This is a genomic window from Synechococcus sp. CC9605, from assembly GCF_000012625.1.
Classification (GTDB): domain Bacteria; phylum Cyanobacteriota; class Cyanobacteriia; order PCC-6307; family Cyanobiaceae; genus Parasynechococcus.
In genome coordinates, this window is the sequence record NC_007516.1 from 437,932 (window position 1) to 460,855 (window position 22,924).

Annotated in this window: 32 protein-coding genes and 1 tRNA gene; 11 read left to right on the forward strand and 22 right to left on the reverse strand. The window is 60.4% G+C overall.

Annotated features, from left to right (window positions below; all coding sequences use genetic code 11):
• Window positions 1–6: 6 nt before the first annotated feature.
• The 6 genes from SYNCC9605_RS02220 to SYNCC9605_RS02245 form a co-directional block, all read right to left on the reverse strand.
• Window positions 7–891: a phycobilisome linker polypeptide gene (locus SYNCC9605_RS02220; protein WP_011363454.1), complete on the reverse strand. Its 885-nt coding sequence runs from the start codon at window positions 889–891 to the stop codon at window positions 7–9.
• Between the two features lie 172 nt (window positions 892–1,063).
• Complete coding sequence (locus tag SYNCC9605_RS02225; RefSeq protein WP_011363455.1) at window positions 1,064–1,783, reverse strand: pentapeptide repeat-containing protein; 720 nt, start codon at window positions 1,781–1,783, stop codon at window positions 1,064–1,066.
• Between the two features lies 1 nt (window position 1,784).
• Window positions 1,785–2,543, reverse strand: coding sequence for a phycobilisome rod-core linker polypeptide (locus SYNCC9605_RS02230; protein WP_011363456.1), 759 nt, complete (start codon window positions 2,541–2,543; stop codon window positions 1,785–1,787).
• A gap of 71 nt (window positions 2,544–2,614) precedes the next feature.
• Complete coding sequence (locus tag SYNCC9605_RS02235) at window positions 2,615–3,253, reverse strand: phycobilisome polypeptide (protein WP_257929892.1); 639 nt, start codon at window positions 3,251–3,253, stop codon at window positions 2,615–2,617.
• A complete protein-coding gene (locus SYNCC9605_RS02240; RefSeq protein ID WP_011363458.1) occupies window positions 3,187–3,612 on the reverse strand; it encodes a hypothetical protein in 426 nt (141 codons plus the stop codon). Before SYNCC9605_RS02240 ends, SYNCC9605_RS02235 begins: the two co-directional genes overlap by 67 nt.
• Before the next feature lie 109 nt (window positions 3,613–3,721).
• A complete protein-coding gene (locus SYNCC9605_RS02245; protein ID WP_011363459.1) occupies window positions 3,722–4,378 on the reverse strand; it encodes a TVP38/TMEM64 family protein in 657 nt (218 codons plus the stop codon).
• Window positions 4,379–4,497: 119 nt separating this feature from the next.
• Here SYNCC9605_RS02245 and SYNCC9605_RS02250 point away from each other — a divergent pair, with 119 nt between their 5' ends.
• Window positions 4,498–4,926 (forward strand): hypothetical protein, encoded by a 429-nt coding sequence (locus tag SYNCC9605_RS02250; protein WP_156782947.1) that lies wholly within the window; start codon window positions 4,498–4,500, stop codon window positions 4,924–4,926.
• Here the strand turns inward: SYNCC9605_RS02250 and SYNCC9605_RS02255 are convergent, their stop codons facing one another.
• Window positions 4,927–5,166 carry a hypothetical protein gene (locus SYNCC9605_RS02255; RefSeq protein WP_011363461.1) on the reverse strand — a complete coding sequence of 80 codons (240 nt, stop codon included), beginning with the start codon at window positions 5,164–5,166 and terminating at the stop codon, window positions 4,927–4,929. It abuts the gene before it with no gap.
• A gap of 22 nt (window positions 5,167–5,188) precedes the next feature.
• A tRNA-Phe gene (locus tag SYNCC9605_RS02260) sits at window positions 5,189–5,261 on the reverse strand.
• A gap of 168 nt (window positions 5,262–5,429) precedes the next feature.
• Here SYNCC9605_RS02260 and SYNCC9605_RS14415 point away from each other — a divergent pair.
• The 6 genes from SYNCC9605_RS14415 (at window position 5,430) to SYNCC9605_RS02285 (ending at window position 9,232) form a co-directional block, all read left to right on the forward strand.
• The gene (locus tag SYNCC9605_RS14415) at window positions 5,430–5,606 is read left to right on the forward strand and encodes a hypothetical protein (protein WP_257929893.1); all 177 of its coding nucleotides are present in this window, start codon (window positions 5,430–5,432) and stop codon (window positions 5,604–5,606) included.
• 473 nt (window positions 5,607–6,079) lie between these two features.
• Window positions 6,080–6,274: a CCRG-2 family RiPP gene (locus SYNCC9605_RS02265; RefSeq protein WP_041434358.1), complete on the forward strand. Its 195-nt coding sequence runs from the start codon at window positions 6,080–6,082 to the stop codon at window positions 6,272–6,274.
• A 384-nt stretch (window positions 6,275–6,658) separates the two neighbouring features.
• The gene (locus tag SYNCC9605_RS02270) at window positions 6,659–7,177 is read left to right on the forward strand and encodes a hypothetical protein (protein WP_011363462.1); all 519 of its coding nucleotides are present in this window, start codon (window positions 6,659–6,661) and stop codon (window positions 7,175–7,177) included.
• 7 nt (window positions 7,178–7,184) lie between these two features.
• Window positions 7,185–8,252, forward strand: coding sequence for a hypothetical protein (locus SYNCC9605_RS02275; RefSeq protein WP_257929894.1), 1,068 nt, complete (start codon window positions 7,185–7,187; stop codon window positions 8,250–8,252).
• A gap of 24 nt (window positions 8,253–8,276) precedes the next feature.
• Window positions 8,277–8,714, forward strand: a complete 438-nt coding sequence (locus SYNCC9605_RS02280) for a hypothetical protein (protein ID WP_011363464.1) — start codon at window positions 8,277–8,279, stop codon at window positions 8,712–8,714.
• 119 nt (window positions 8,715–8,833) lie between these two features.
• Window positions 8,834–9,232, forward strand: a complete 399-nt coding sequence (locus tag SYNCC9605_RS02285; RefSeq protein ID WP_198002466.1) for a hypothetical protein — start codon at window positions 8,834–8,836, stop codon at window positions 9,230–9,232.
• A gap of 5 nt (window positions 9,233–9,237) precedes the next feature.
• Here SYNCC9605_RS02285 and SYNCC9605_RS14420 read toward each other — a convergent pair whose 3' ends face one another.
• Window positions 9,238–9,396 carry a hypothetical protein gene (locus tag SYNCC9605_RS14420; protein ID WP_156782949.1) on the reverse strand — a complete coding sequence of 53 codons (159 nt, stop codon included), beginning with the start codon at window positions 9,394–9,396 and terminating at the stop codon, window positions 9,238–9,240.
• Between the two features lie 74 nt (window positions 9,397–9,470).
• Between SYNCC9605_RS14420 and SYNCC9605_RS02290 the strand changes: the two genes are divergently transcribed.
• On the forward strand, window positions 9,471–10,715 hold the full coding sequence (locus tag SYNCC9605_RS02290) for a terminase large subunit domain-containing protein (RefSeq protein WP_011363466.1): 1,245 nt from the start codon (window positions 9,471–9,473) through the stop codon (window positions 10,713–10,715).
• The gene (locus tag SYNCC9605_RS02295) at window positions 10,712–10,936 is read left to right on the forward strand and encodes a hypothetical protein (protein ID WP_011363467.1); all 225 of its coding nucleotides are present in this window, start codon (window positions 10,712–10,714) and stop codon (window positions 10,934–10,936) included. Before SYNCC9605_RS02290 ends, SYNCC9605_RS02295 begins: the two co-directional genes overlap by 4 nt.
• Window positions 10,937–11,034: 98 nt before the next feature.
• On the opposite strand, the gene SYNCC9605_RS15750 is transcribed toward SYNCC9605_RS02295, so the two are convergent.
• Window positions 11,035–11,352, reverse strand: coding sequence for a DUF1330 domain-containing protein (locus SYNCC9605_RS15750; RefSeq protein ID WP_011363468.1), 318 nt, complete (start codon window positions 11,350–11,352; stop codon window positions 11,035–11,037).
• 952 nt (window positions 11,353–12,304) lie between these two features.
• Here SYNCC9605_RS15750 and SYNCC9605_RS02305 point away from each other — a divergent pair.
• A complete protein-coding gene (locus tag SYNCC9605_RS02305) occupies window positions 12,305–12,646 on the forward strand; it encodes a hypothetical protein (RefSeq protein ID WP_011363469.1) in 342 nt (113 codons plus the stop codon).
• A 1-nt stretch (window position 12,647) separates the two neighbouring features.
• Here the strand turns inward: SYNCC9605_RS02305 and SYNCC9605_RS13605 are convergent, their stop codons facing one another.
• Entirely contained in the window at window positions 12,648–12,920 is a 273-nt protein-coding gene (locus SYNCC9605_RS13605) for a DUF1651 domain-containing protein (protein ID WP_156782950.1), read from the reverse strand.
• Between SYNCC9605_RS13605 and SYNCC9605_RS14425 the strand changes: the two genes are divergently transcribed.
• Window positions 12,919–13,128 carry a hypothetical protein gene (locus SYNCC9605_RS14425; protein ID WP_041434364.1) on the forward strand — a complete coding sequence of 70 codons (210 nt, stop codon included), beginning with the start codon at window positions 12,919–12,921 and terminating at the stop codon, window positions 13,126–13,128. The genes SYNCC9605_RS13605 and SYNCC9605_RS14425 overlap by 2 nt on opposite strands.
• On the opposite strand, the gene SYNCC9605_RS02315 is transcribed toward SYNCC9605_RS14425, so the two are convergent.
• From SYNCC9605_RS02315 to psbB, 11 genes are all read right to left on the reverse strand, one after another.
• Entirely contained in the window at window positions 13,118–14,539 is a 1,422-nt protein-coding gene (locus SYNCC9605_RS02315) for a recombinase zinc beta ribbon domain-containing protein (protein ID WP_071812997.1), read from the reverse strand. The genes SYNCC9605_RS14425 and SYNCC9605_RS02315 overlap by 11 nt on opposite strands.
• On the reverse strand, window positions 14,440–14,751 hold the full coding sequence (locus SYNCC9605_RS02320) for a recombinase family protein (protein ID WP_041434366.1): 312 nt from the start codon (window positions 14,749–14,751) through the stop codon (window positions 14,440–14,442). The genes SYNCC9605_RS02315 and SYNCC9605_RS02320 overlap by 100 nt, the downstream gene beginning before the upstream one ends.
• On the reverse strand, window positions 14,691–15,341 hold the full coding sequence (locus SYNCC9605_RS02325) for a ComF family protein (RefSeq protein WP_011363471.1): 651 nt from the start codon (window positions 15,339–15,341) through the stop codon (window positions 14,691–14,693). Before SYNCC9605_RS02325 ends, SYNCC9605_RS02320 begins: the two co-directional genes overlap by 61 nt.
• A gap of 54 nt (window positions 15,342–15,395) precedes the next feature.
• Window positions 15,396–15,671, reverse strand: a complete 276-nt coding sequence (locus SYNCC9605_RS02330) for a DUF2470 domain-containing protein (protein WP_011363472.1) — start codon at window positions 15,669–15,671, stop codon at window positions 15,396–15,398.
• A gap of 180 nt (window positions 15,672–15,851) precedes the next feature.
• Window positions 15,852–17,090 (reverse strand): FGGY-family carbohydrate kinase, encoded by a 1,239-nt coding sequence (locus tag SYNCC9605_RS02335; protein WP_011363473.1) that lies wholly within the window; start codon window positions 17,088–17,090, stop codon window positions 15,852–15,854.
• A 4-nt stretch (window positions 17,091–17,094) separates the two neighbouring features.
• On the reverse strand, window positions 17,095–18,330 hold the full coding sequence (metK, locus tag SYNCC9605_RS02340) for a methionine adenosyltransferase (RefSeq protein ID WP_011363474.1): 1,236 nt from the start codon (window positions 18,328–18,330) through the stop codon (window positions 17,095–17,097).
• Window positions 18,331–18,353: 23 nt separating this feature from the next.
• Window positions 18,354–19,127 (reverse strand): HAD family hydrolase, encoded by a 774-nt coding sequence (locus tag SYNCC9605_RS02345; protein WP_011363475.1) that lies wholly within the window; start codon window positions 19,125–19,127, stop codon window positions 18,354–18,356.
• Window positions 19,128–19,132: 5 nt separating this feature from the next.
• Window positions 19,133–20,224, reverse strand: a complete 1,092-nt coding sequence (locus SYNCC9605_RS02350; RefSeq protein WP_041434367.1) for a 30S ribosomal protein S1 — start codon at window positions 20,222–20,224, stop codon at window positions 19,133–19,135.
• A gap of 156 nt (window positions 20,225–20,380) precedes the next feature.
• Window positions 20,381–20,863, reverse strand: a complete 483-nt coding sequence (gene nrdR, locus SYNCC9605_RS02355; RefSeq protein WP_041434368.1) for a transcriptional regulator NrdR — start codon at window positions 20,861–20,863, stop codon at window positions 20,381–20,383.
• A gap of 213 nt (window positions 20,864–21,076) precedes the next feature.
• Entirely contained in the window at window positions 21,077–21,172 is a 96-nt protein-coding gene (locus SYNCC9605_RS02360) for a photosystem II reaction center protein T (protein ID WP_011128841.1), read from the reverse strand.
• A gap of 21 nt (window positions 21,173–21,193) precedes the next feature.
• Window positions 21,194–22,753 (reverse strand): photosystem II chlorophyll-binding protein CP47, encoded by a 1,560-nt coding sequence (psbB, locus tag SYNCC9605_RS02365; protein WP_011363478.1) that lies wholly within the window; start codon window positions 22,751–22,753, stop codon window positions 21,194–21,196.
• Window positions 22,754–22,924: the final 171 nt, after the last annotated feature.

A 22,924-nucleotide genomic window follows, 5' to 3' on the forward strand; every position in this document is an offset into this window, starting at 1 on the left:
TTTGGCCTAAGTCACCGGCGTAATGCTGGCGATTTTGCCGCCTTCGTTATGAATGCGTTTGAACTGCTCTGAGAGCTTGTCGAACGGCACGTAGAAGATGCGGTTGCTTCGGGTGTAGCGGGAAATCCGCCTGACATTGTTGGCTTTGTAGGCCGTGACCTCGACCCGATACGTGATGCCTTGGTCACCTGCGCCAACCCCTAGACGCGTGGGTGCGTCCTGAAGGTTGGTCGAGGGACGGAAACTCCAGCCAGCGGTCTCTTTGGAGGATGGGGGAACGACTGCGAGGGGTCGGTTCAGATAAGCCGAGCCACCCAGCTTGCTCCTGTTGCCAGCAAGATCACCCTTGAGGCTGCTGCTGCTGTTGCCTCGCAGCAACTGGAAGCTCCAGGTGAATTCCTGCAAGGTGGCACAGCTTTCGGTCTTCCAGCCCCGCTGATAGGGGACCGTCCACTCGCCGAAGGTGTTTTGGTATTCCTCGCTGTTCAGGAAGCTGTCGATATCAGCCTCATATCCTTGGCTGTCCAGGCGATCGGCGTGCTCACGCATTTCCGCGTAGTCAGCAGGTGCGCGACCGAGAAGATGGCGGAAGGCCAGCTCGATGTAGCGGTATCGCGAGCAGTTATCAAAGAAGCGGCTGCGGTACAGGTCGCTTTTAGCAATGCGACCCACGAGCTCACGGACGCTGATTTCACCGAGCTTGAACTGCGACTCTTCGACGATCTGCCGCTCGCTGTCCATCACGTAAGCGTTGCCAAGCACTTGCTTGTACACAGCACGGATGATCTGTTCTTTCCTGGCGTCCTCATCGCCTGGGATCAGCTCGAGAGGGGCTTCACTCTCCTCAGAGAAGCGTTCGACCCCTAGAAGCGAGGCTGGACCGAAAGGCATGAATTCACACGCAGTGGTTCGACTAATAGTCCTTCAGAAGCTCACGCTCGAAGGGCATTCTTTATAAACCTCAATCAATTGTGTCCGACTGTTGCGTCACGCACTGATTCCCGCGGCTTGACGGCGATCTCGGAGGGTTCTGTAGGAAAAGTTTGGATTCAAATGGCTCGCTTTAGGCGTCCTGCCCTTGCCCCTTGAAGAGGGACTCAAGGCTCGCCCTCGTCGTGGAGCGGGTCATCGGATTCCAGCAGTCGAGCTCTTGGACGGATCGACTGAGAAGAGCTCCAATTTGGTCCTCCAGCCCGGTGCAGAGCGAAAAGTCCGCGCCGCGAATCGATGTAACTGTTTCGAGAGCTGCTCCCTCAAGGTTGGCTCCGCGAAAATCGGCCATGTCCATCTCGCAGGTTCCGAACCTGGTCCCCCGGCACATGGCGCCGCGAAACGTGGCTGATCGCAGGTCAGCGCCTGCTAAGGAAACGCCATCGAGCAATGCTCCACTCAGATCCGAACCACTCAGATAGGCACCCATCAACACGCTCCCCCTGAGGTCCATCCCGCGCAGATCTGTGCTGTTGAGGAAAGCTCCATTCAGCTTCGCCCCCGGCCCAACGGCACCGCTTGTGTGAAGTGCAAAGCCTTCAGGCACCAGGGTGGTCTGGTCGTAACGGGCCAGGCGTAGATCAGCGCCTTCGAGTTGGCACTGGCTGAGGTTTGTGCCGCGCAGATCACAGCGACAGAGCTTGGCGTCTCTTAGGTCGAGCACACCCAAGTCCTGACCGCTCCAGTCAGCCCCTCGAGCATCGACTGGATTTTTGGCTGAGCTTGTTGCTCCGCAGGTTTCGGGTGCCTTCCACTCACGCAGATTTAGAGCCCCAGATTTGGGCATCGACATCTCAGTTGCGCAGCATCGCGACAACGATGGTAAGGAGCACCCGCACGATTTCGAATCCACCGATGGCAAACAGGCCGAGCCAGAGCTTGAGAGCGAAAGCAGGGGGTTCCTCCTTCACCCACGTGGCAGCAACCTCCAGTCGCTCTGACGGCGCGCCTTGATGGATAGGCGCCCGATCTTGAAGGGCGTCGCGCCAGTCGGTTCCGTAGCGCGGGAATTGTTGGTAGATCGGGATTTCCCCAAGGGGCCGCCCGGGCAGCATGCGCGAGCGCTGCTGCGGAACCAAGTCGTACCCGAAGCAGTTCATGTATTCGGGGCTGTCGAGCAGGGCGTCGACGAAGGCGGTAGAGCCCTTTTCGCCGATCACGATCGACCAGGCCCGGCGTTCGCCGTCGCCATGGGTCGGGCGGCCGAGCACCCGTCCCACCACCTGATCCACCATCCGGTAGTTCGAGTTGCATTGGTAGTAGCCCTGCTGGAAGCGTTCCGACAGCAGCAGGCCACGGATGAAATCCCGCACCGTGATGTTGCCGCTCCGGAGCTGTGATTCCAGGAATGGTTCGCGATCACTGCGCATCGCATGGAAGAAGACCTGGCGGTAGGCCTGTTCGATCAAGCTGTCCATCTCTGTTCTGGCGCTGTCATCGCCTGCTGCAGAGGAGGCATATGTCTGGGGCTTGATGGTGCTGTTGTCGCCGGCCAGGTTGCTAACGCGACCGTTTTGGGTGTTGAGCGGGTACCCAAGAAGCGGGATGGCCATGGGGTGCTCCGTGAGTAGAAATACTTGGGTGTAATCCTCTCTTGAGCAAAAAATTTTGGTCGTAGCGCTTATCAGCTCTTAACTGCAGATTTGTTGAGCTCGTCGTGTAAATGCTGGAAGCAGTCGCGGATCAACTGCCGGTCGTTCGATCGCGAGACCCCCTCCAGGGCCTTCTCTTTGAGCTGATCGAGGGCGATGTTCATCCCCTCGATGGGCACGTTCATTCGTCTGTACAGCTCCCGCAGGGCAGCCATGCCACTCGGGTTTGTAAAGCAGCTCTGGTTGCAGGCCACCGCATACGTGATGACGCGAAGAAAGTTCCAACAGTCGCGCCAGCAGGCCTCTGCTCTGTCTTCCGGGTGAAGAGCCCCGCCAGGTTGCACCAAATGCGGCTGGGCTTCAAGCAGATGTGCCCGTGCCTGGTTCACCAGGTGATCCGATCGGTTGATCAGGTTGTCGGCGAGCGATCCGTCAATGCCGGAGACCTGGCAGATCGTTGTGAGCTCATCGCTCGAGAGCTGGCGCCGGGCATGATCAGCACGCTCAAGAATTCTGCGCGTGGCCTGTGGCAGATCTTGGTTGAGGCTCAGTCCTTGAACCTGCGCGGTATGCACCAGGGTCTTGAAGTCGGTGTTTTCAAGGTTCAAGGGTTGACGCTGGCCACCGGCGTGGCGATCAGCCAGCCGTGGCGTTCCAGGTAAAAGGCCCACACCAGGTCGTTCCCCAACCCAGGGCAACGGCTGATGGCTGCTTCCGTGAGTTCAGTAGGTACCCCCAACTGTGTCAACAGCCAGCCGACGGCGTCTGGGCTTGAGGCTGTCGCTGTACGGATGGCAGATCCCACCACCCAGGTCAGTCGGGTGTCCTTGAGGTCTCCATTGCTTTCTTCGCAAGCCAGCAGAAGGTTGGCCGCCGTGGTGTGTTGATCAAATGTCTCCTGCCAGAGCGCGATGTTTTCATCACGGAGATTGATCCGAAAACAACCGTCTCCCACCGGTAGATCCAGCTCACCGCTGCTGCCGGCCTGGTTCTGCAGGGTGGCAATTCTCGGATCTGCTAGTGCGCTCATCGAGAAACGCCGATCAACACGAATGTAACCAGTGTCCAGGAATTTCCTCGACCCAATCAGCGGTTCGTGGGAATCGACATGGATCGGCTGTCATCCCCCAGGGCTCCTGTCAGGAGTCGTTGTTGGAGGGCGCCTCTGAGGATTTCTTTTTCAGCACACCAGTGATGGTGGCAAGAGCAAACATGGCCAGCAGAGCCAAGCCCAGGGTGAGGCTGGCGCCCTGAGCCGCTCCAGCTCCGACGGCAACGAGGATCGAATCGCTGATCAGCACACTGATCAGCAGGGCCGGAGCGAACAGACGCCAGTGGGTGCGGCTGATCCCGATGGAATAGCTGAGGAAATCAAACAGTCCGGTCATCAGCAGGCCTGTCATCAAGAAGAAGTTGCCCTCCAGCTGGTTCTTGCTGAAGCCATCGATGCGTTTCATCGCGCTGGCCCCCACCAGGCGGCTCACCGGTCCACGTCCCCAGCGGCGGGCAATGAAGAAAGCCGCGCTGCAGAACACCAGGTCCGACAGGATGATCGTGAGGTAGCCCGCTTTGAAGCCCAGCAGCGAGCCGGCCAGCAGGGAATACACCGAACTCGGCAGCGCCGGCAGGATGATGCTCACCCCCCGCAGCAGGAAAAGGCCGAGTGGGGCCCAGATGCCCATGTCATTCACGGCGCTTTGCAGCGGTGCGATGCCGTATCGCTGCAGATAAACGACGGCAACAATGAAGATGGCGACCCAGGCGCTGACCTTCAGCCCTGTCTTCAGCCTGGACATCTCTTCAATCGCTCGAAAGCCCTGGGGAATGTAGGCCAGTCGTGGCTTTTCCCAGGGCCGTGGACACGAAGCTCAGCATCGATACCATCAGCGAGATTTCTCAACACGAGGCCAGCCCGGTGACCACCACCTCCCCGCGCACCGCGTTCGAGCAACAGCTGTGCACCCACCTACTCAGCCTCAGTGAAGTGGTGGAAACGCTGGCGGATCGGTTGATGGAGCTGGAGACGCGGTTGGCCGCCGTTGAGGGCCAGCAACAGGAGGATGCTGAAATCGCCGCGGTCAGCGATGACGCCGGCGAATTGCTCCTGGCCAGCGAAGAGAAGGTGCGGATGCTTCGGGATCGTCTGAGCCCAGGCGAGGTGGTGGAGCTTCACCCTGATTCCCACGCCGAGGAAGCTCCAGCAGACGAAGATCACGACATCTCAGAAGCTCTTGAAATGGCGAGGGACGACGACCGCGTCGAGGACGAGGCCTTCAGTGACGAGACCCTCAGCGATGACACGGAATATGTGGATGATCCCCAGATCGATCTGCTCTCCGCCTGATCAGGCCAGTTCCAGCAGCCTGATCCGGAAGGCGGCCACCTGGCGTGCCATGTCAGGGGAACTGATCAGAAAGGGGTGATCGGCCATCGCCTGGAGCACGGCTTCGAGATGCTCTTCCTGGCTGAGTTCAGTCTTGTTTCTGTCTCGCAGTTGCTTCCAGGTGCGGTCGAACACCATGGCAAAACTGTCGGCGTTGTCGAAAACGCGGTCTGTGCCTGCATCTGGGGAGATGAATGACACGGCAGTTTTGGCATCAATGTGATGCCAGGACCCAGATTTGAACTGGGGACACGGCGATTTTCAGTCGCCTGCTCTACCAACTGAGCTATCCCGGCGCGCCGCCGAAGCGACAACGGAATCTTAAATCACCGCCTGCGCTCTCTTGCGGGGGTTCGTCCCAGGCAGATCAATCCAGCCACGTGGTGACCAGCAGCTTCAGGGCCTGACCGGCAGCCAAAGCGGTGGACCCGGTCGTGAGGGGTGCTGTTTAGTACCAGCCACGAATGGACACCGCTACAGAACAGGTCATGACCCTCAAGGTGAGGGGAGATGCCGCTCAGCAGCTGCAAGAAATGGCGGAGAAGGGTCTGCAGGGGCCGCGGGATGTGATGCAACGGAAGGCATCGCGGATGTTCAACAAGGTGCGGCAGGCGGGCTGCTCGAGCGTGGGGCAGTACTAGCAGCGCCGTTCGGAGCGGTTTGGGCCATGGGGTGATCGGCATCAGTACCGGCGTGATTCATGGGGCCGGATGGTGAATGGATTGGGGCAACCGGTGGAGATGCGGAATGGGAAGTATGAGGTGGAAAAGGTTGGGTTTAGTGGTGTTTGAAGAGCACGGATCTGCGGAGTTAATTGAGGAGATTCAGCGAGCTAAGCGCGCGGTTGCGGAGCGAGATTCGGTCTAACCCTTTTGGGGGATGAAGCCCGCTGAATAAATCCCTCAGATGGGGGAGGTGAATTTCAGCTGGAACGGAGATAGTGTGTTCACGGGGGGAGAGCCTCTAAAAGTAGTTATTGCAGCGTGTTTGAGCACCTGTGAGCAAACTCACAGCCCTGCATGAGGCAGGTCATCAACTGGATCTGTGATTCCGGAGATGGTGTGTACGTCGGAGGGGACAGCCCGACGACATCACTTACAACTCCAACAAACCAATGAACTACGAACTGACTCTTGACCAGCTGCAATCTATTAGCGGTGCAGGAACAGAAACCCACTGGCGCCAAAAAATGCGTAATGCAAAACGTTCCAACAATCTCAAGCAACTAGCAGATTCTGGCGAGCTTGTTAAGAAGATGAAGTATATCCCTGGTGAGATGTATCGTTTTATTCCAGGAGATATGTATTGATAAATAATCTCCAAAATTACAGGGACTTGTCTATTTGGCGGGGCAATTTTATTGAAGATCATGTGACCTAAGCCACTGGGCCCACCCCTAGGGACGCTTGAGCAACATCACAGCTGTCCCTGGCTCAGATCATCATCGAGATCAGTCACACCGGTCATTATGGATTCATTCAACGCCGAGAAGCACGACGCCATTACTAACTGAAAGCAATACAAGACCCTTTGGGGGAAAGCAGGGGGCGTTGTTGTTGCTATCCATCTCACGACAGAACCTCACACACACACTTCACCCCGTCAGCAATGGCGGGGTTTTTGCTGAGATTTTGTTTATTAGCGCCAACTAAAATTAAGGGGTCTATCCGGGACATTGAAGCCCGCAAAAAGGATGACCAAAACTGAAATTGAATTGTTGGTAAAAGCCTTTCAGGTGGCGGGAATCGATGCCAGCAAGATTGCTCCAGCTAACCTATTCGAAAAGTCTGGAAAGGTGGCTGACATGCTGCAGGTTGCAGTAGCTGAGATCGATCCATTACAAGCTGCTGAGTGGCGAATTGCAGCCGATGGTGGACTTTCCGTTGCGACCTTGGCTGAATTGGAATCAGGCCAAGAGTTGAGTCAACAGGCGCAACGTGATCTGTGGAATCACTATCCGCAATTTGTTGCTGACCGTCAGCAGGAAGCAGCAAGGGTTGAAGCACAACAGCTGGCGTGGCTGGACAAGGAGGCGGATAAAGCCCGGCGTGCGAGGGAAGGCGATGAAGCCGTTGATTTCCAGAACGCGAAGGCACAAGCGGCAGCAGAGGCACGGGCTGCATCGGCGAAACATGCAGCGGACATGCAGCGCCGCATTGATGAAAAGCGTTCTGCCGATGCCCGGATGGCGGGAGTGATGACCAATGGTTGATGCAGCATTGGCCCGCGCCCGCAAGAGGGCATTAGGGGGTGTCCAGAAAGTGGACGCCACAGCATCGGCCCGGCCAGCCGGGTCGTCACCAACGACCGTCAGCGGGGAGACGGTGCGACTCCAGACCGGTGAAACGGTCCCCGTCGAGTTCTACGACTTGGCACCCACTGACCAGCGACGAATGCTGGAGATCGTCCGGGGACAGGAGACCAAAAAGGCAGACGGCAACGCTGCGTTGACGGCGGTGAACACGCTGCTGGATTTGCGGGCGCAGGACAACAAAAGGGTGCGGTCATTGGAGGCGCAGCTGAGCACCGCATTGGCAGTGATCGAAGCGATGCAAAAGCGCATGGATTCGATGGATCTGCAGGTGCAGGCGGACAAAAGCACTGCCTTGTTGGAACAGGAGGCGGGGATTGCGGCGGCGGTGACCGGATTGAGCGCCATTCGCGCCGAGGCGGGCCAAGAAGCGGCCCAGCACCAGGCTGAGCGTGAAGCTGCAGCAGTGGAGCACCGCCAGCAGCTGGAGGCGCAGGCCGTTGCCATCGAGGCCTTGCAGGGATCGGTGAAGAGCACCACCGAGCTGATGGGTGAGCGCAGCAATGCGGTGGTGGCCGCAGTGGCCGATGCAGAGGGCCGCCAGGCCCGTCTGGGGGTGCAGCTGCAGGAGCTGGAGGGCAAGACCAACGCGTGGACCGATCCGATCACCCGGAGTGAGGTCACGGCGATGGCGACTGATCTGGTCTGGTGGCCGTCCAATGGCGTGATCAGGTGCCGGCGATTGTTGATGCGGTGCTGGCGGAGCTGGCCGATCAATTCCCTGCGGGGCTCGGCGCCCAGAGAGTTGACCCAGTACGTACGAGGCAACTTCGATCTCACGCGGCCAATTTCACCGATCGCGCTCAGGGAGGGCCTGCCCGATGACGGTCGAAGAGCTGCGGGAGGAGCTGGATCAGGCCAAGGGTCTGCTGCGGGCGATGACCTGGGTCTCCTGGAGAGGGGATGTGAACGCCGGCATGGTCAGCTGCAACCACCAGCTGATCAAGGTCGAACGGCTCCAGATCGAGCTGAATAAGGCCCTGAAGGCGGAGGTCGGCGGATGAGTTGGCTGCCGGTTCACGGTTGCGCGCTGCCGCTGCCGAAGCGGAACCACGCCAAGTGCGGCGTCCGCCAGCACGGATTAAAACCTTCGCCGCTGTTCAAGGCACTGGGGAGCCGGCCCCATTTGATGTGGATCTATCGATCAGCACCGATCGACGGCGGCGCCGAAGCGGTGGCTGATTTTCTGCTGGCGCAGCTGGAGATCGGCGTACGCCCCCATGAGCTGAAGCCGGCGCTGACGATGATCCGCCAATGCCAGGCCTGGATGAGCGGCAGGCCTGGTGGAAAGACTTCAATGGCTGATCTGCTGAAGGCCGTGGAGCGGCAGCTGAAGGAACAGGAGAAGGCTGCAGAAGACGAATGGGCGAAGCGCCGCGCAGCGATCGTGGCCAGGGATGAAGAACGCCGGCGCGGGCCGGTACGGGTGCAGCTCTAGCGACAGATCCGCAAGCCAGCGGCGCCGGAACCGGAGTTCAAGCCCCGGCGGCTAACGACCGCGGAGCGGATGGATCGCGCATGGAGAAAACGCCGTTATTTGACCGTCGCGTCATGAGCATGAGATCAAGATTGACCCCTGAGGAATTGCAGCTGTCCGGGGATCCCCCAGCAGAGGTGGGAGCGGGGGCTCTCCCCTCTCAGCCGGTACCGGTAGCAGGCCTCGGCGGGGGCACTACCGAGGCCACCCCAATGGAGCTGGAGCTCAGAGGCACGGCGTGGCAGCTGGTGGCCGGCACTGATCACCACGAGCACGGCGAGGTCGAGAGCCTCGAGCATCTGCAGCACCTGCTGGAGACCAGCCCGGAGGTGGCGGGCTCGATGTTGCTGGGGTCGATCGTGAGGCTGCGGGCGGCGCTGAAGCAGATCCCGCGGGATGCCGATGCCGATCACCCGATCTTCATCACTGCCACCGATGCGGTGCTGCTGAGCCGATCCGTGATGCGCGGGCTGCGATGACGCGATCAATCGCATCTCATCCGCCAAGTTCCGTGTTGCTCGACCTTGATCCTGTCCCCCCATTCCAGCTGGGCATTCCCTACGAGTGGTGCGCTGAAAACTGCCAGCGCCAGCAGGGTGATCGAGGCCGGCATCGCCAGTTTCAACCAGTCAGCTTTGGTCATTGGTGTGTGGAGTCAACTGACGACACCGTCGCTGGGGCCCGGGGATCGGCGCGTCCCCCAATCGAGGGATTCCGATGACCGTTGCAACGCTCGAACTGAAGCCGGCCGCGGCGGAGATCCTCCGATCGCCGGCGAAGGTGAAGGTTGTGAATTCGGGGCGCCGGTTCGGCAAGACCCGGATGGCGCTCACCTGGCTTCTGGAGGGGGCGCTGCTCACCTCCGGATCGCGGATGTGGTTCTTGGCGCCCACCAGGGTGCAGGCCAAGCAGATCGCATGGCGTGATCTCAAGGAGATGGTGCCCGGGAGTTGGGCGTCCCAAGTGCGGGAATCGACGCTCACCATCGAGCTGCGGAACGGCAGCCACATCCAGCTCGCCGGCGCGGACTATGCCGACAGCCTCCGCGGGCAGCGGGCGGATCGATTCGCGATCGATGAGTACTGCTACATCCGGGATCTGCAGGAGATGTGGCAGGCGGCGCTGCTGCCGATGCTCGGCACCTCCGACGATGGATCAGTGATCTTCAGTTCCACGCCGGCGGGGGGCGGAACGTTCTCTGCTGAGCTCTGGGAGCGGGCGGAAACAGCAGAGGGATGGGCGCGGTGGAACTTTCCCTCCGTGGCCGGCGGGTGGGTCAAGCCGGAGTACGTCGAGCAGGCCCGCCAGACGATGGATCCGTCGCTCTGGCGCCAGGAGTTCTTCGGGTCGATTGAAAGCCTGCTGGGGGCCGTCTACCCGGCGTTCAACCAACAGAACATCAGCGACACCGTGGATAACGGCGGCCCGCTGCTGGTGGGCTGTGACTTCAACCGCAGCCCCTTCTGCGGCTGCGTGCTGCAGGTCCAGGGCGACGTGGTGGTGGTGCTCGAGGAGATCGTGCTTATTGAGGCCGACACCAGGGAATTCGCCTTGGCGGTGCGGGAGCGGTACCCGCAGCGGATGATCCACTGCGCGCCGGATCCCACCGGCTCGCGGAAGCAGACCAGCTCCCTGGGGCTGAGCGATCACAAGATCCTGCAGGAGTCGGGCGGGTTCAAGATCTGCACCCCGCGCGCGCCGTGGGCCATCAAGGACAAGGTGAACGCCACCCGGCTGATGGTGCTGGATGCCGCTGGCCGGCGTCGGCTTCAGGTCGATCCCAGCTGCAAGCGGCTGATCCGCAGCATGAAAAACCTGGAGTTCAAGCCGGGGATGGCGGTGCCGGATCCCCACTCCGATCACGGCCACATGTGTGATGCCCTCGGTTACGCGGCCCTGGCGCTGACCAAAGGCCTCACCCCCTGGCGGGTGGGCTCGAGCGAGACGATCAAGGTCTGGTGACCACCACGGCCCGCCGGCGAAAGAAACCGGTCCGGGCCAATGTGGAGGAGGAGATCCTCGAGCGCGGGCGCTGGAGCGGATTGAAGGAACAGCACCGTCTGGAGCGGCAGAACCAAAGCGAGGTGGAGAACGAAATGGCCCGGATCCAGATGCAGCAGTTCCTGGTGGGTGGCACCAGTGCGATCACCCCGGACGGCCATGGCGGGTGGCCAGGTGGTTGAAGGGCCGTGAGGCGACCCAGCGCATTACCCCCAAAGGTGTCGCCTGCTGCAACGCCGCTGAAACAACCGGCAGGCTGAGGGTTTGGTGGTCAGCATCCTCAAATACCTTCAAGCAAACTCACTGAAAAGGTTGAATGAGGGAGACGTAAAGGTTTGCAATTCTGTTGGTAATCCTCTGAGTTGTAGTACGAACTAGCGGCGTCCAACGACGGAAATTCCAGGACAGCCCAGACAGGAAATCCATCGCCCTCGCGGCAATCTGCGTCAGTTGTGAAAGCAATCACACGTCCACCAAACTGTTCAATGACAGCTGGCGTCCGTTCGTAATACGCCTGCATTCCTTCTGGGTTCCGCACGACACCCTGGGCCACTATTAAACCCTTTGACATCAGCCGATAAAAATTCACATTAACCATGCTCTGGAGCTACGGCAGACAGCCCGTCCTAGAAAAGTTGGAAAAGAGTTCTCGTAAGAATCATTGCGCCCTTCAAGAGCTGTCTTCATTCGGTAGAAGAAATTGGTGGCCTGCCCGGCCGGTTCCTGGATGCCGGTATCGACATCAGCCACCTGGAACGATATTGCTGACTGACTAGTGGCTGTTTTTAAGCAGCTTTATCTCGCCATAGAAGAGAGCCATAGCCCCAACAATGGTCAAACAAAGGGTGGTGGTGAGAATCATTTCGTTCAGCATCCTTTCTCCTTGTATCTGACTTAGGTCTAAGACAAAAAACCAGCTTTTGTAGCTCTTGTTACAGGCCCAAACAGGGTGAAAACCGGCCATCAGCGAAGGGATGGGTATTGCTGCCCTCTTACGCGGGAAACGTCAGCCGATAGACAGGTTCATCTGCGCATGAGCTGGGTGTGATGACCCGGCTTTTTTGTGGCTATCGAACGGGCGGCCGACACCGAACCCAGCCGGTCTTCATCCAACGAGAGAAATGCAGCAACAGCAATAGTCAGCAATTGGTGCCAGATCAGACGTCAATTGCCTGCGAACCAAGGCCAGGGTTATGTCAGTTCTCTGAACTGATCAAATGGATCCCAAAAGCAAGAGCTGCCAAGACCTAAATAACCAATTGGCTATCTACCAAGCATTCCGCTACGCTCATGGAGTCGCTGCGTTCTTACGACAGATAGCGAATGAACACTGCCCGATTCAGAAAGTGGTTATTCGCTAATCAGCGCACGGGCTGATGGCATCGTCACCAGCCTGTTCTGAGCATCTTGTCCCACGCCTCGATTGTGGGTTTGGGGTACCTGTGGACGACACCCGAGCAGGCAGTAGTTCACTCAGTTGATGCGGAGTGCTGCAAGCGACAACGAAGGCTGAGTTCTCAACCCAGGATGTGGCGAAAGGCAACTTCTCCATGGCATCCAAGTTCTTCCACGTTCATCACGAGTTCCGCGCAGGCAAAGCTCAGCAGTGGTGGGAGACGGCCCAAGCAGCCATGGCTCCAGGTGGTGGCTGGGATGAGGCAGTGGCCAAAAACCTAAAATCGGGGTTCTTCAACCATTCGTTCTGTCCTATCGGCCCTGAAGGCCCTGCCTTTTGCATCTGGGAAGTCCGCGAAGGAATCACAGCGGAGGAGTTTCAGGAATTCATCGATGGCCCTGATGGCGTGAACTTTGGATTGGGGGCGTGGATGAACATCTGCAGGGAGATCAACGTTGAGATGGCAGGAACCCCCCCTTACTCAAGAAAGTTCTGAATCACCGAACTGGTGGTGGGCACCGCCGCCAGCCTGTTTTCAGCATCTTGTTCCACGCGTCGATGGCGTTGTGCCGAAGCATTCGCCTACGCGTCTGGGGCACTGGCGGACGAGGCGGAACCCAGCGGTAGGTGCGCGTCGCAACCCAATGCGCATGGACCGTGGCTGAGTCGGGTTTGAACTGACAGACCAATTGCTGCTCAGGACTCACAAGCCAACCCTCACCACCCGGTTTTTCGGGCGGAGGATTAGTGGCGCGGTCCTTGTTCGTCATGGGGCGGAGTCTGGCCAGCACCGTCGCCAAACTGGAGCGTTGCCAGCGAACGCCGATGTCGATAACCTGGGCGGAGAACCTTGATCTGGCTCGCGTTTTAGAAGCCACAGGTGAGCTGGACTTGGGGCCGCGGCTGTTGCCATGGCCGGAGCACTTCATCACCTCCAGCGGGATCTGCTGGTGGCCAGCTGGGAGCCTCAGACGTTGAGCGTGACTCCCACCACAGCCTTCTCCACCACCCGGAGCTGCTCAACTACCTCACGGATCAGCTGCAGCCGTGGGTTGGCCTTCCAGGTGTAATCGTCCGGGTTCAGGGGGGTGCCGCCCTCCCGGAGCCCATCGGGCACGTCTTCGTAAATAGTCCGCTTGATCTGCTCCTCGCTCCACTTCAGCCGGGTCAGGTAAGTGGACTCCTCCCTCCACCAGGCCGCCACGGCATCTTCTGGTTCCGGGTTCTGAATCACCATTTCTTCCCCCAGCTGGATCTCGCCGGTGTGGAGCTTCTGCAGCATCTCGAGCCCCCCAGCATTCATCGCGGCGCCCCTACGGATCGCCTCGAGCTTGGGCATCCCCTGCAGGCCCCAATCGGTGCCGGCCTCCATCAGTGCAGCGATCTGCTGATCCAGCACCTGCACCGCGCTCTGCAGCTCTGGGGCATCGCCATCAGCCATCAGTTCCAGGTACTGCTGCCGCTTGGCCTGGAGCCGCTTCACCTCCGGCTGAGAGGCGGCTGTATCGTCCTGCTGCTGGGCCTGCTTCTCCTCCGCGGCCGCCAGGGCATCAGCGTTATCGGCAAAGGCCTGGAACACCGCTGGAAACAGCTCTGACTCACTGATGCTGTTCCGGCGACTGCCTGCCTGCCGCCAGTTGCACTCCTCATTGAGACACCGGTAGGCGGCCGTTCCAGGGGCGTTCCGGCCCGGGCGGACATATCGGCCCATCTTTCGGCCGCAGTGGCCGCAGAGCACCTTCCCGCTGAGGACATGCTGCCGGCGCTTGTCTGGTGCTGATCGGCGGGCCTGCATGCCCCTCACGCGGGCCTCCAGGGCACGGTGCCGCTCTGGATCGACCAAGGCCTCACCGCCGGCGCCTTCGATCACATCAGCCCAGGTGGCGATGGCCAGGGTCTTGCACCGCCTCCCCACCCTGGCGCCGCGGAGCGCTGGATTGATCAGCAGCCGCTGGATCCCCGCCCGATCCCGCCAGACCCCATAGGTCTCCCCCAGGTGCCGCCATGCGGCGTGGAAGCTGAGCTTCTCCTCGAGGATGCCGATCATCTTTAGCAGCAGCTCTGCTCGGCTGCGGACGGTGCGATCGGCCAGCAGAGACAGGAACGGCTCCCGGTCGGGCTCGAGCTGGCCACCCACCTGGCGCATGCCAAATGGGGCCACATCCACCAGGCCCATGGCCTTCCGGTGCGCCTTGCCGGCCTCAGACCGCTCCCGGATCCGTTCCACCTCGGCCTGGGCCATGGCGCCGAGCATGCGCAGCTGCAGCTGGCCCCCGATCGTGCTGAGGTTCAGGTCATCGTCCAGCAGCTCGAGCTGGGGGCGCCATCGGCGCTGAATACATCGACGAGCTTGCAGGTCTCGGCCGCGCCGCGGGTGAGCCGATCCCACCGGGTGGCGACGACCTTCTCCATCGTGCCGGCCTTCACCCGCCGGATCAGTTCCCGGTATCGGGGCCGCGCCTCTGAAGTGCCGCTCATCAGATCCACCAGCACCTCGCCGGCGCCGGCTGATTTCAGTCGGCTGACCTGCTGCTCCAGCGTCAGCGTGCCCCTGGCCTGCTCGACCGTTGAGAGACGCGCATAGCCGACGACAGACGCCATTCAGGTGTGTGGAGTTGCACCACTATCGACGCCAGGTACATTTGTGATAACCCAGTGAGGATGTCGTCCACAAGCCAGACCGAGCTGTGGGCTCCTTGTTTGTTGAGGGGGCTGGCTTGGAAGGCACCCCTCAGGTTGGTTTGGCGTTGGAGTCTGTTCAGATGGTGTTGGCTTACCCCGGCACTGCTGCGGCGCAGTAGATCTACCGTCGGCCGGCCCAATCCCAGGGCGATGGGCTGCGGCAGGGGGTTGGATCGTTGCCGCTTCCAGCTTGGAATCGGCACCAGCACTGCTGTTGCAGGCAGGGTGAAGCGCTCAGACAGCAGCTGAACCAAGGCCACAAGCGCTTTGCCTTGGCGCGGTTGACGCAGCTTCAGCAGCAGCTGGCGCAGCGGGCCTGCGTAAGGCCCGAGAGCGCACCACTGCAAGGGCAGCAAGCCCTTGAGTCCCTGACCAGGGAGAGGAAGGGCATCGAGGCACGTGGTGCAGGGAGCCGTCGGTGGCAGTGGGCTGTCCCAAGCTCCATTACAGATCGGGCAGCGGGGCTCGATCAGCAGGGTTTGGGCAAAGCTCAGGAGCGCGCGATGCACAGCAGGTCGGTTGCTGCAACGAGCGTTCCACTGTTGGGCTGAATCGCTCCGAGATCAGGCGCCTTCTTTGGGCATCGCCCGCAGCATCGCCACCAAGGTGCGGTGAGCGTCTTCGCTGTCGGTGAGGGTGTGATCAAAGGCAATGCTGACGCTGGCGCCATCCACCTCCAGTTCCATGGTTTCTGCTTTCACAGACACCATGCGCGCTGCAGCGGGATTGCTGACGCCGCCGTAGTGCTTGGCGTAGGCGAGCACCGCTTCGGCATGGTCGTCGTTCATGTGTTTGCAGATCCGTGTGCTGACGGCATCAGTGAGGGGGTCTGCAGGCATGGGGATCAAACAGGTGTGTGCAATCTTTGCAGTGATCGGCTCAAGCGAAGCGCTCGATCAACAAAAGACCGAGGCGAATGCCACTGAAACCCACATACCCGGCCAGAACGACGAAAAGGCCGATGGCCAGACCATCGCGGAGCTTGGTGGGCATGGGGGTTGGGCGGGATGCCGGAATTCTCACCCGACCAGGGCCTGTTGGGCCAGTCGCGCCACCCCTGCAGCGGGGGGTGTTTGGCAACTCGTTACACCGCAGCCGAGGCGGCGTTCCCGCAGCCGTCGCCATTGGGGATTTCGCGCTCCACCGCCAATGCTGATGATCCGCCTGGGTGTGGCAGCACCCAGCTCGTTCAGGCGGTGCCAACCCTGTGCCTCGATCTCGGCGAGACCTTCAAGCAGTCCATGCAGGTAGAGGGCATCGCTCACCGGCCGTGGTTCAAGCACGGGCAACAGCTCTTGATCATCGACTGGGAAGCGTTCCCCCGGGGCGGGAAGCGGCCGCAGGCGGAGTCCACTGTCGGTGTCTGGGTTGATCTGGCGGCTTAGTTCGTTGAGTTGGTCGTCGCTGTAGAAACGCCGCAGCACACCGGCCCCTGCATTGGAGGCGCCTCCACAGAGCCAGCGTCCCCCCACGCGATGGCTGGTGACGCCCGGGGCGTGGAGGGGCGTCTCGGTGAAGCACTTCATCACCAGGGTGGTTCCCAGCACGGTGATCCCATCTCCGGGACCGGGATCGGCGGCGAGCACAGCGGCATTGGAATCCGTAGTTCCGGCAACGATGATCAGATCGTCGGCCAATCCCAAGGCCTTAGCCTGCTCCGGTGCGATCGTCCCGAGAATGCTTCCGCTGGGACGGATTTCAGGCAGTGCTTTCCGCCAGGGCTGTTCGGCAAAACGGGCTGGCCAGCTGCTGGTGATCAGATCCCAACCCAGACGCAGGTTGTTGCCTTCTTCCCCCCAGCGCCAATCGTTCAGCAGCCATCCGCTGATCCAGTCGGCCTGATGCCGCAGCAGGATCGCCTCGCCATGGCAGTTGAGGAGCCGCAAGGCCCGGGCCAGGCTGCCGCTGCAGCTGGCGGCTGGACTGCTGGGATCCACCAAAGGTTGCAGAGCTGACTGCAGCTCAGGGCAGCTCTGGGAGTAGGCCAGTGCTTTCCCATGTGGGGAACCATCGCGATCACAGGCCAGCAGCGTGCCGGAGGTGCCATCCACGGCGAGTGCTTTCAGCTGGCACCTCAGCTGGGCTGGGATTGCCCTGATCAGATCTCCACAGCCTTCGCGCCAGCTGTGGGGGTTGGCGAAATCTCCGCCGTAGGCCTGGGATCTGCTGTCGAGAACCGCACCGTTAGCGGCAACAACGGCTGTGCGGATGCCGCTGGTGCCCAGGTCGATTCCGAGCACCAGCGGTGAATCCGTCATGGCTTCAGGCCGCGGCGACCTGCTTCAGCTCCTGGCTTTTCGCTGTCACGTCTTCCCAGGGGGCGTTGAGATCGTTGCGTCCGAAATGGCCGTAAGCCGCTGTGTCCTGATAAAAACACCCGCCCCGTTGCTGGGGGAGGTTGCGCAGACCGAAGGTCTCGATGATGGCGCCGGGGCGCAGATCGAAGTGCTCCTGCACCAAGGCGGTGAGGGCATCGTTGGCCAGTGCGCTGGTGCCGAAGGATTCCACCAGGATCGACACGGGCTTGGCCACGCCGATGGCGTAGCTCAGCTGCACTTCGGCCCGTTCGGCGAGCCCTGCGGCCACAAGGCACTTGGCCACGTAGCGCGCGGCGTAGGCGGCCGAACGATCCACTTTGGTGGGGTCCTTGCCGGAGAAAGCACCACCGCCGTGGCGGGCATAGCCGCCGTAGGTGTCCACAATGATCTTGCGGCCGGTGAGACCGGCATCGCCCTGAGGGCCACCCACCACGAATTTGCCGGTGGGGTTCACCAGATACTTTGTGGCCTCGCGGGAGGGCTTGAGCGCCAGATCGGCGGTCGCCGGCTCCACCACATGGGTCCAGAGGTCTTCGGTGATGCGCTCGCGGATGCCCTGCTCATCACTGATCCCGTCCACTTCAGCGGTGTGCTGGGTGGAAATCAGAATCGTGTCGATCGAGACGGGCTTGTCGTTTTCGTAGACAACGCTCACCTGGGTTTTGCCATCGGGAAGCAGGTAACCCAGGGTTCCGTTGTGGCGCACTTCGGCCAGGCGGCGCGACAGCCTGTGGGCCAGGCTGATCGGCAACGGCATCAGTTCGGGTGTCTCGTTGCAGGCGTAGCCGAACATGATTCCCTGGTCGCCGGCACCCACCAGATCCAAGGGATCACCGGCGTGGTCGTCGGCCTCGTTCACGCCCTGGGCGATGTCGGGAGACTGTTGGTCGAGGGCCACCAGCACCGCACAGCTGTTGGCATCGAAGCCACCGGCCCGGGCGCCGCTGTAACCGATCTCCTTGATCACGTTGCGCACCAGGTGGATGAAATCCACCTGCGCCTTGGAGGTCACCTCACCGGTGATCATGCAGAGGCCCGTGTTCACAACGGTCTCGCAGGCCACACGGCTGGAGGGATCTTGCGCCAGCAGAGCATCGAGAACGGCGTCGCTCACCTGGTCGCAGATCTTGTCGGGATGCCCTTCGGTGACGGACTCAGACGTAAAGACGTAACGGCTCATTCGGCGCTCCATATCGCGCGACTTTACGCGTCTGTGCTGAGGGCGAGGTCGGTCCAACTGTGGAGCAGATGCTGTGCTGATGGCAGTTCCGGAGCACGCTTCCAGCCACCGGTGAAGCCGATCACGCCGCCGATACCGGCCTCAAGGGCCATCTGAAGGTCGGTCTCCGCATCGCCAACCAAGGCACACCGGTGGGGTGGTAGGCCAAGCCTCTTGCACAGTTCCAGGACGGCCTGTGGATCGGGTTTGCGCGGATGGTCGTCAGCACTCCAGATGCCGGCAACGCCTGCGCTGAGCTGATGGTGAGCCAGGAAGTCTTCAATGCCGGAATGGGTGTCGTTGCTGATCACAGCAGCGGTGACGCCCTGCTGGTGCAGGTTCCGCAAGAGTTGCCCAGCCCCGTTGATCAATGGGCTTGGGGTGGTGTCGATCAGGCCGTCCTGGTCAACCGCGTCGAAGCACGTCTGGGCCAGGGAGAGAGCCTGGGGCCATGAGCAGCCCAACAGGCAGAACACCGTTGCCGTCGAGGCGATGTTGTCCTGCCTGGAGGCAACCGCCAGGGTTCCGCCGGGATCGAGCATGCCTTGATCAACACCGAACGCTCTGCGCAGGGTGTGGCGCAGCTCAGAGGGTTTCAGCGCATGGGCTTTTTCCTGAGCAACCTTGACGGCTTTGTTGATGCGTGCGTCTGCCAAGACCAGCAGATGCGGCTCGCTATGGGAAAGGGTGCCGTCCTTATCGAACAGCACCCCTTGGAAATTGCCGATGGGATGTCCCTTCAGCAGCAGTTGGGCCATCAGGCTCAGATCATCATGGAGCTGATCGGATCTTCGCCCTCTTCGGCCTGCTCCATCAGCATCTGCTTGTAACGAGCAGCCATTTCCTCGGCCTTCTCGAACACCTTCTGGGGGTCGGTGAGCATGTCGCCGGGTTCGGGCTCGAGAGCCTTCGTGGACAACGAAATCCGGCCGCGCTCGGCATCCAGATCGATGATCATCACCTTCATTTGATCATTCACGTTCAACACCGAGTGGGGGGTCTCGATGTGCTCGTGGCTGATCTCGGAAATGTGCAGCAGACCGCTGACACCACCGATGTCGATGAAGGCGCCGTAGGGCTTGATGCCGCGGACGGTACCCACCACAACTTCGCCCACTTCCAGGCGATTCATCTTCCGCTCCACCAGGGCGCGGCGGTGGCTGAGCACCAGGCGGTTGCGCTCCTCGTCCACCTCGAGGAACTTCAGAGGCAGGAAGTCGGCAACCAGTTCTTCCTTCGGCTTGCGGGTGCTGATGTGGGATCCGGGGATGAAGCCCCGCAGACCTTCAACGCGCACCAAGGCACCACCACGGTTGGTAGCAAACACTTCGGAGTAGATGGTGGCGTCTTCCTTCTGGAGCTGGCGGACCCGCTCCCAAGCCCGCTGGTATTCAATCCGACGGATCGACAGCGCCAGCTGACCATCTTCGTTCTCCTCACTCATGATGAAGAACTCGCGGATCTCTCCGGGCTGGAGCACGTCGCTCAGACCCTCGACCCGGTTGATTGACACCTCTTGCAGAGGCATGAAGGCAGCCGTCTTGGCGCCGATGTCGATCATGGCGCCCTTCGATTCCAGGGCGAAGACCGTGCCGTTGACGATGTCGCCAGGCTTGAAGTTGTAGTCGTACTTGCTGAGGAGAGCCGCGAACTCATCGATGGTGAATCCGGCATCGTCCAGGCTGCGGCTGGCGGCGCGGCTGCTTGGATCATCCGCGGTGGGGACGTCTTCAGGAATGGTCAGATCCTCACCCTCAAACGCCTGATCGGCGGCGACGGTTTCTGCAGAGGCTTCTGTGGCGTTCGCGTCCTGAACCTGATGCTGGATCTGTTCTTCTGTCGGAGTCGCAGACATGGGGGGCTGGCGGTCTACCTCAGGTGGGTAGTTCGAAAAAATCGCATGGAACGCCCGCCGACGTTTCATGGAGAACTACTGACTTTACAGACCTGACCGACGGCTTCAGTGCAGCGATGCCGCCTAGTGGTTCAACACTGAATTCAACGCACCGATTTAACGAACTGTGGCCAGGTGGTTCTGTTCCTGATCGGCGTTCAGTGTTTCCAGGGTCGACACGAAGTCGTCAATGCCACGGAACTGGCGGTAAACCGATGCGAATCGGATGTAGGCCACTTCGCTGATCTGCTTGAGATCCCTCAGCACAAACTCACCGATCTCAGTGCTGCTGACTTCCTTTCCGGTGCGTTGCTGGAGTCTCAGTTCGAGCTCTTCCACGAGGGATTCGAGCCGAGACGTGTCCAAACCCGTTTTCTCGCATGCACGATTCAAGCCGTGCAGCAACTTGCTGCGGCTAAAGATTTCCCGGTTGCCGTTGCGTTTGATCACCGTGATCGGAACGGTTTCCACGCGCTCGTAGGTGGTGAAGCGAAATTCACAGTTGAGGCATTCACGCCGTCGTCTCACGCTGCGTCCACCATCCGCTGCCCTGGATTCGAGAACGCGACTATCTGTGTTTTGGCAGGAGGGGCACTGCATCCCCGAGGGCATCAATTAGTTGCACCAACTGTAGACAGTGATTTGAGACTTGAGAAGGGCCTCGTGGACATCAGTCTCATTTGAGGATTCCGTCGACGGCTGTTGCTGACGTGAGACTGCTGTGATCCACTCGTGTGGACGAGACCGGCTTGCGACGATGGGTGATGGAAAGCATGAAAAAACCCCGCCGAGGCGGGGTTTTGAGGGATCAAATCACTTACCGATTTTCGGCGGATCGCGGAAGGCGATTGCGAAAAAGAGGGTGGCAATCGCGAGGGTAAGGATGAGGACGTAAGCGAAGCTTTCCATCGTGTTGTTCCTAGAGGGCGATCAGTTGAGAGGAGTTCCTGCGGGGGGAACGTAGCCCTCGGGCAGGCGACGGGTGGTTTTGTCACCGAGCTTGGCGAAGAGGCCAAACTCCACCTGATCTCCGAGGTCGGGATCAATACCAGCGAAAACGTCGCGGTACAGGGTGCGGGCACCGTGCCAGATGTGACCGAAGAAGAACAGCAGCGCGAAGGTGGCGTGGCCAAAGGTGAACCAGCCGCGTGGCGAGCTGCGGAACGTGCCGTCAGAGTTGTAGGTCTCACGGTCGAAGTCGAAGGCTTCACCCAGCTGTGCCTTACGGGCAAGGCGCTTTACGTCGGCAGGGTCAGTGAAGGTCTGGCCGTCAAGTGCGCCACCGAACACCTTGGCGGTCACGCCTTGTTGTTCGAAGGAGAACTTGGCTTCTGCGCGACGGTAGGGAATGTCTGCACGAACGATGCCCTGCTCGTCTTCCAGAACGACGGGGAAGTTCTCGAAGAAGTTCGGCAGGCGACGGACTTCGAGGTTGCGACCTTCATTGTCACTGAATGCGATGTGACCAACCCAGGCGGTTGCCAAACCATCGCCGTTCACCATCGGACCCACGCGGAACAGACCACCTTTGGCGGGGCTGTTGCCAACATAGTCATAAAAAGCGAGCTTCTCAGGGATGGCCTCGAAGGCTTCTTCCTGGGTGGCACCATCATCCATCGCGGTTTGAACCCGACGATTGATCTCAGTTTTGAAGTAGTTCTGATCCCACTGATAACGGGTGGGGCCAAACAGCTCGACGGGGGTCGCGGCAGAGCCGTACCACATGGTTCCAGCCACGATGAAGGCTGCGAAGAACACGGCTGCGATGGCGCTGGCCAGAACCGTTTCGATGTTGCCCATCCGAAGCGCTTTGTAGAGGCGCTCGGGCGGTCGCGTGGTGATGTGGAAAATGCCAGCAATGATGCCGACGATGCCGGCGGCAATGTGGTGGGCAACGATGCCACCGGGGTTGAAGGGGTTGAAACCTTCAGGCCCCCAAGACGGTTGAACCGCCTCGAGATGACCAGTTAATGCATAGGGGTCAGAAATCCACATGCCTGGCCCGAAGACGCCAGTGAGGTGGAAAGCACCGAAACCGAAGCAGCCGAGTCCTGCGAGAAGCAGGTGGATGCCGAAGATCTTCGGCAGGTCGAGGGCGGGTTCGCCAGTGCGGGGGTCCTGCCAGATCTCAAGATCCCAATAAGTCCAGTGCCAGATGGCGGCCAGCATCATCAGGCCGGAGAAAACTATGTGAGCGGCAGCAACGCCCTCAAAACTCCAGAAACCGGGATCAACACCCGTTTCGCCGGTGATGCTCCATCCACCCCAGCTGCCGGTCACGCCAAGGCGGGACATGAAAGGCATCACGAACATGCCCTGACGCCACATGGGGTTCAGGACAGGGTCAGACGGATCGAAAATGGCCAGCTCGTAGAGAGCCATGGAGCCGGCCCAGCCGGCTACGAGGGCTGTATGCATGAGGTGCACAGCCAGAAGGCGGCCCGGGTCATTAATGACAACGGTGTGCACCCGATACCAGGGCAATCCCATGGGTCAGGTTCGGGGGACAAGACTGCTTATGCAGTCAGACATGGTCGATCGTAAGGGCTTCAGTCCATGGGGCGGGGGAAAAGTGACCTGCCCGCAACGGTCAGTGACATGAAAGTCAGGCCCCTGCTGTTCACAAAACGCAATGCTTCAGCCCATGATGGGTGTTGGTTG